6 protein-coding genes are annotated in these 6,378 nt (G+C 46.1%); 5 read left to right on the top strand and 1 reads right to left on the bottom strand.

Features of this window, described 5'->3' with window-relative positions:
- Positions 1 to 385 precede the first annotated feature (385 nt).
- From ispF to larB, 5 genes are all read left to right on the top strand, one after another.
- Positions 386 to 865: a 2-C-methyl-D-erythritol 2,4-cyclodiphosphate synthase gene (ispF, locus tag QUA00_RS28760; protein WP_333147227.1), complete on the top strand. Its 480-nt coding sequence runs from the start codon at positions 386 to 388 to the stop codon at positions 863 to 865.
- Positions 866 to 932: 67 nt separating this feature from the next.
- Positions 933 to 1,481 carry a hypothetical protein gene (locus tag QUA00_RS28755; protein WP_333147217.1) on the top strand — a complete coding sequence of 183 codons (549 nt, stop codon included), beginning with the start codon at positions 933 to 935 and terminating at the stop codon, positions 1,479 to 1,481.
- Positions 1,426 to 2,034, top strand: coding sequence for a PIN domain-containing protein (locus QUA00_RS28750; RefSeq protein ID WP_333147219.1), 609 nt, complete (start codon positions 1,426 to 1,428; stop codon positions 2,032 to 2,034). Before QUA00_RS28755 ends, QUA00_RS28750 begins: the two co-directional genes overlap by 56 nt.
- 40 nt (positions 2,035 to 2,074) lie before the next feature.
- On the top strand, positions 2,075 to 3,835 hold the full coding sequence (locus tag QUA00_RS28745; RefSeq protein ID WP_333411974.1) for an ABC transporter substrate-binding protein: 1,761 nt from the start codon (positions 2,075 to 2,077) through the stop codon (positions 3,833 to 3,835).
- Between the two features lie 162 nt (positions 3,836 to 3,997).
- The gene (larB, locus tag QUA00_RS28740) at positions 3,998 to 4,801 is read left to right on the top strand and encodes a nickel pincer cofactor biosynthesis protein LarB (RefSeq protein WP_333411972.1); all 804 of its coding nucleotides are present in this window, start codon (positions 3,998 to 4,000) and stop codon (positions 4,799 to 4,801) included.
- A 784-nt stretch (positions 4,802 to 5,585) separates the two neighbouring features.
- On the opposite strand, the gene QUA00_RS28735 is transcribed toward larB, so the two are convergent.
- Positions 5,586 to 6,197 (bottom strand): hypothetical protein, encoded by a 612-nt coding sequence (locus QUA00_RS28735; protein WP_333147547.1) that lies wholly within the window; start codon positions 6,195 to 6,197, stop codon positions 5,586 to 5,588.
- Positions 6,198 to 6,378: the final 181 nt, after the last annotated feature.

The following is a 6,378-nucleotide window of genomic DNA, read 5'->3' as shown; positions in this document are numbered from 1 at the left end:
TGTGTTGCATCTAGATTGCCTATGGTATTAGAGAGGGAGAGGGGGAGAAGAGGAGAGGGGGAGAGGATTTGACGATTGTTGATCGGGACTCGAAATATGCAATTTAAATGAACAACAGCTTATTTAAGAGCCTAATAAATTTTGGATTCGCGTTTGTAAGTCTTTGATTTCAGGAGAGCGATCGAGAAGTCCCCATAATTTTCTAGCGTTTCCAGCATTAACCCTTCTCTCCCCCCTCCAACAGCTTTAGGATTGCCATAGCTGCTGAGGAAAGCAGAAAAAAAAATATTTAACACTCGGCTCGGCCTTAAAAAATAAATTCACTTATCTCCCTGAAAATATGAAATAATTGTCTTCTACTATACTTACCAAACCTTCCTTTTACATGAACATCCGCATCGGCAATGGCTACGACATTCACTGCTTAGTTCCCGATCGTCCTCTCATCCTAGGCGGTGTCAATATTCCTCACGAATTAGGATTACTCGGCCACAGCGACGCCGACGTACTTACTCACGCTATCATGGATGCTATGCTCGGAGCTCTGAGCTTAGGAGATATCGGTCTTTATTTCCCGCCAACTGACCCGAAATGGAAGGGTGCGGATAGTCTCGTATTGCTGGCACAAGTCAATCAGTTAATATTAGATAAAGGCTGGGAAATCGGCAATATTGATTCGGTGGTGGTGGCGGAACGTCCAAAGCTGAAACCGCATATTGAGCAAATGCGCGATCGGCTTTCTGCTGTCCTACAATTAAAACCAGACCAAATTGGCATCAAAGCCACCACCAACGAAAAGTTAGGCCCGGTGGGGAGAGAAGAAGGAATTGCAGCCTATGCTGTAGTTTTGTTGGGCAAAAAATAGAACTCTAGAATCTCTAATTGACTGTAAAGTTAATCTCAAATCCAACATCGCTAGGAAGCCTGAAATCATGGACACTGACACTTGGGAGTTACAATTACCCGTAGACGCGGATGTGATCGCGTTGGATAAGGACGATAACATAGTCGTGCTAATCGAGGTTAAAATTATTCAAGCTCAAGAAACAGCCGCGAAACAGAAAATTATCGCTCGCGCGATCGATTGGCTGAAAGCGGTGTTAGCTAAGCTATCTGAAAAAAACGCGATGGTTCCCTATGCTATGTTTGTTGACGCGGAACAAATTTTGATTTTTAAATGGGACGGAAAAAATTTATTGGAGCCTGTTTGCACTCTCAATACTGGTGAAATATGTCGCTATTATCTCCCTACATTTGGCAGTAAATGGATATTTGAAGATACCATTGAGACGCTCATCCAATCGTGGCTGCATGACTTAGATTATCATTGGAAATCAGAAATTCCGCCAGCATCGGAACAAATAGCAGCCATCGGTTTGCTGCCGTTACTTGCAGGTGGAACAACAAAATCAGGAGTGGAATTAGGTGGCAATCGTATATATCGAGACCAACTTTTTGATGAGTATTGCTACAGGGCGTGAGGCTGAAGCAATTATGTTGCTGCGGGATTTGTCCTCATCAGTTCAGTTGGTCATACCCAGCATTTGTTACATGGAGGCTTTGTCAGCTTTAGAGGATGAGTTGAAGCGACAAAACTCTTTTGGGCAACAGCTAAGCCGCCAAATTAGCGAAACAAAGCGAGATGTGACATCCGAACACGCCGCATCTCTATCTTTTCACTTAGAAGAGTCATTCATTTTCTCTCGCTATCGAGTAGGTGAAATTAAATCGCGCTTGCGAGAAGCGATAAGTCTGATGTCGCGAAATGCAGAAATGATTGTATTAAATACAGAGATGATCGAAGCAAGCTTAAACGAAACTTTGATAGAAAAAGATCCAACCGACAATTTAATTTTACACTGTATCCTGACTCATGCCCGCTTGCACCCCACAGAAACCAAAGCATTTCTAAGTGGCAACATCAAAGAATTTCGCCAACTTCCCGAAGTTCAAGATGCTTTGCAACAGGCTGGAGTGGAAAAGTATTTTTCGCGCACTGAAGACTTTCTTGGTTGGTTACAATCTCAGTCATAGTTGCACGCAGGTGGTAAACTAAAAAATTATGAAAATTTCTATGATGCTACATTCAAGACTGCGCTGGCTGGCGATTTTACTGGCGGCAATTGCCACCCTAACTCTGTCTGCGTGCACTCCAGCCCGATCGAACTTAGTAAACAGACTCATCGTTCCGACCCCCAGCGGCCCGGCCACCTTCAACTCCCCGTTAAATCAGTCGGCCTACGACATTTTTGGCTATATTTACGATGGACTAATTAACCAAAATGGGTTAACATCAGATTTAGAACCCGGTTTAGCCCAGTCCTGGGAAGTTTCTAAAGATGGCAAAAAGATTGTCTTCACCCTGCGAGAGGGTTTGAAATGGTCGGACGGCGAACCGATGACTACTGATGACATTATCTTCAGCTATGAAAAGATTTATTTCAATGACAAAATTCCTAGCGGTTTGAAAGATAATCTGAGGGTTGGCATGAGTCGCGAATTCCCAAAAGTTAAAAAAATTGACAGCCGCCGCGTTGAATTTTCCGTGGCAGAACCCTTTGCTCCATTTATTAGATATGCTGGGGGAATCCCAATTTTACCAGCTCATATTTTACAGGAAGCTGTCGAAAATACAGATGCAGACGGCAACCCTAAATACCTGACTACTTGGGGCACGGATACTGATCCTAAAAAAATTGTCGGCAACGGTCAGTACCGAATGCTGAGTTATACTCCTAATCAGCGCGTTGTTTTGGAACGAAATCCGTATTTTTGGCGCAAAGATGCTGAGGGAAATGTCCAGCCTTACATCCAGCAAATTGTTTGGCAAATTATCGAAAATACTGACAATCAACTGCTGAATTTTCGATCGGGCGATTTGGATACTCTGAACGTGGAACCGGAAGTGTTTCCCCTGCTGAAACGGGAGGAAAATCGCGGCAAATATACGGTCTTCAACGGCGGCCCGGATACTGGCAGCGTCTTTGTGTGTTTCAATCTGAATAAGGGGCGCAATGCTCAAAATCAGCCGTTTGTAGACCCAATTAAGTCTCGGTGGTTCGCGACTAAGGAATTTCGGCAGGCGATCGCCTACGGCATCAACCGATCCGCCATGACTAACAATATTTATCGCGGACTTGGCGAGCCGCTGCATTCCCCAATTCCGGCGCAAAGCCCGTTCTACCTGTCCCCAGAAGAGGGATTGAAAACTTACAGTTACGATCGGCAAAAAGCCAAAGAGTTACTGTTAAGTGCTGGTTTCAAGTATAATAGTAACGACGAATTGTTGGATGCTGAAGGCAACAAGGTGCGATTTACTTTGTTGATGGCCGCAGGTAAAAAAGTTCGGGAACAAATGGCAACGCAAATTAAGCAAGACTTGGGCAAACTGGGGATGCAAATTGATACGCAGTTCCTGAGTTTTAACACTTATGTGGAAAAGCTGCGATTGACGCGGAATTGGGATACTTACCTCGGCGGTTTTACGGGAGGTACTGAACCGCACAGCGGCTACAATATTTGGTCTGTTAACGGCACGCTGCACAGTTTCAACCAGGGCCCGCAAGCCGGAGAACCGCCGATTAAGGGTTGGAAAGTTGACGACTGGGAGCAAAAAATCGATGACCTTTACGTGAAAGCTTCCCAAGAGCTTGATGAGGCTAAGCGCAAGGAAATTTATGGGGAGACGCAGCGGATTATAGCGGAACAAGTGCCGTTTATCTATATGGTGAATCCGCTGACTTTTGAGGCGGTGCGCGATCGCGTTTCGGGAATTCGCTACAGTGCCCTCGGCGGTGCTTTCTGGAATTTGTACGAACTGAAAATAACAGAATAGTCAGTCGATTTTAGATTTTAGATTTTAGATTTTAGATTTCATTTACTCTAAAGATGAATCTGGGAACTTGAACAAGAGTCTAAAATTGTGCCGCGATTTAAGTTGGGGGCTTGTATCCGTTTTTGGGCCGGTCATTAGTTAGCAGTCATTAGTTATTAGTTTATGGAACCTAAAATTTTACAGAAGTTACTCGAATCTGTCGCGGCCGGCGATGTTAGTCCGATCGCCGCTTTGGATAAATTAAAGCATTTTGACTTTGAACAAGTCGGCGATTTTGCCAAAATTGACCACCACCGCACTTTAAGAACGGGTTTTCCTGAAGTAATTTGGGGCCCAGGGAAAACGCCCGACCAAATTGTTGAGATTATCGAGGCGATGCGCGGGCGAAATTCGGCGGTGATGGCGACACGAATCGAACCGGAAGTTTTCGAGCAATTGCAACAAAAAATACCCGATTTGTGCTACTACCAAAAGGCTCGAATTTGTGCAATTTCTCCTAATTCCCCAAATCCGCAGCATCCGGGTACTGTGACTATTATCAGTGCGGGAACGGCGGATTTGCCTGTAGCGGAAGAGGCGGCAATTACTGCGGAACTTTGCGGTTTTCAGGTGCGACGTTTGTGGGATGTCGGAGTTGCGGGCATTCACCGCTTGCTGAGCAACCGGCACGTGATTGCTGATGCTGATGTGTTGATTGCGGTTGCGGGTATGGAAGGTGCTTTGGCGAGTGTGGTTGCGGGTTTGGCAGATTGTCCGGTGATTGCTGTGCCGACGAGTGTGGGTTACGGCGCGAGTTTTGGCGGGATTGCTCCTCTTTTAACTATGCTCAATTCTTGTGCGGCGGGTGTGGGTGTGGTGAATATTGATAATGGATTTGGGGCGGCGATTTTGGCTTGTCAAATTCTCAGAAGTGCTGGCAGAGTGGGGAGAATCGGAGAGGGGGAGAATGGGAGAGAGGGGGGATAGTTCCAAGCCCCCTCTATCAGATAAGACTAAGGCCAACTGTCACAGGACGATCGATTTTTAGGGTGCATCTTGCACCATTCTCAAGAACAGGCAAGATGCCTGTTCCACAAAGAGTGAGTTTTCTTGTGGGGAGTAGGGGTTGGGCAGGAGAGCCCGCGCAAGATGCCTGTTCCACAAAGAGTGAGTTTTCTTGTGGGGAGTAGGGGTTGGGCAGGAGAGCCCGCCCGTAAAAAACCTAATTGAAAATGGTGCAACATCTCAGGTGCTTGACATACTCCCCTGCCTAAAGGCGAGAGGATTCTTAACACTTCATCGACCAATGCTACCGAAGTAGTCTTACGAGCGCCTCCATGTTCATTTTAAGTCGTGGCAATGCCCTATCCCGACTATATGTATCGTTTTGTTTGAAAAACATTAACAATACTTTGTTTTGCTTCCAGGTTGGATTTTAACCATTGCCCTTGGGTCTTTCCCTATTACTGGATCAGTCCCGGTTTCAACTCAAGATGAGTATATATCGCTGCAATCTTAGGTGGGGATTTCAACCAATTAAACTATAGCATAAAGCCGTCCTAAAAGGACGGGGCTTGCATCCCATTTTCTCGGTCAGACTCCGTTATTGAAATATTCTTGAAGATTTCGGGTAGTAGAGCACCTTACTATATATGCCAGTGGCGTCCAGGACGGCCAGACTCGGAGGTTGAAACCCCGTCTAAACTTGCCTCTCGTCCCAGCAGAGGGCGACTAAAAAATACAGGAGGTATTATTAAAGCCGGGTTTGATATTACTTGCTGCCCAGCCAAATGGGATAAGCAGAAGAATCCTCAGCTTTTAACTTTTGCGCCTGATAACTCTTGCTAGTCCAAGTAGCAACTGTTTGCAGGCTTTCTGTCAAAGAACTTTCGCTGCCAAACGTTTCAAATCCCAAAGTCCACCACGCGCTGCCGTTAATGTTCAACTGAGTAAGTTCCACGGTGCAGCCTTCAGGAATTGGGGCTTCTACTGGCACTGACCTTACCGCACCCGACTCCGAAACTTGATAAAGACGCTGCGCTCGCTTTTTCTTGACTGCCACCCACTTTCCTGTCGCTATAATATCCGCCGGTATCGGCGCCATCGTGTCCGCACAAACCCACTTCAGCCACTTTTCGGCTTTGCCTTCCCAGCGGTTGCCGAACTGCATCATCCCCAACTCTCCCTGACGCCACTTTACCTCCAAGGTTTTCCCGCGTAGCTTCACTCCCAAGTAGTCGCAGCTTGGTACTAGCAAATATATGTCTTCCCGCTCTTCAGGAGGCGAAAGATACCCGCCGAGACTCTCGCTTCCAAACCATTGATTGATAGATTTTGGCAGTGCACCGCTATAAAACCACCGCATTTCCAGACTGGCCCGCATAAATTTTTCCTCCGTTCCACAATTTTCGTCAAACCCAGACTGGATTTGCCATACACCATCGACTTTTGTGCCTCTCCACTCTATCCTCCCCCCTCTGGGGCCCAGAGTCTACCCACAGTCATACCATTGTTAGATTTTAGATTTTAGATTTTAGATTTGGGAAAGACTTACTATATAAGGG

Source organism: Microcoleus sp. T2B6 (assembly GCF_036700475.1).
Lineage (GTDB): Bacteria > Cyanobacteriota > Cyanobacteriia > Cyanobacteriales > Microcoleaceae > Microcoleus.
This window is presented reverse-complemented; position numbering and strand designations above follow the sequence as displayed.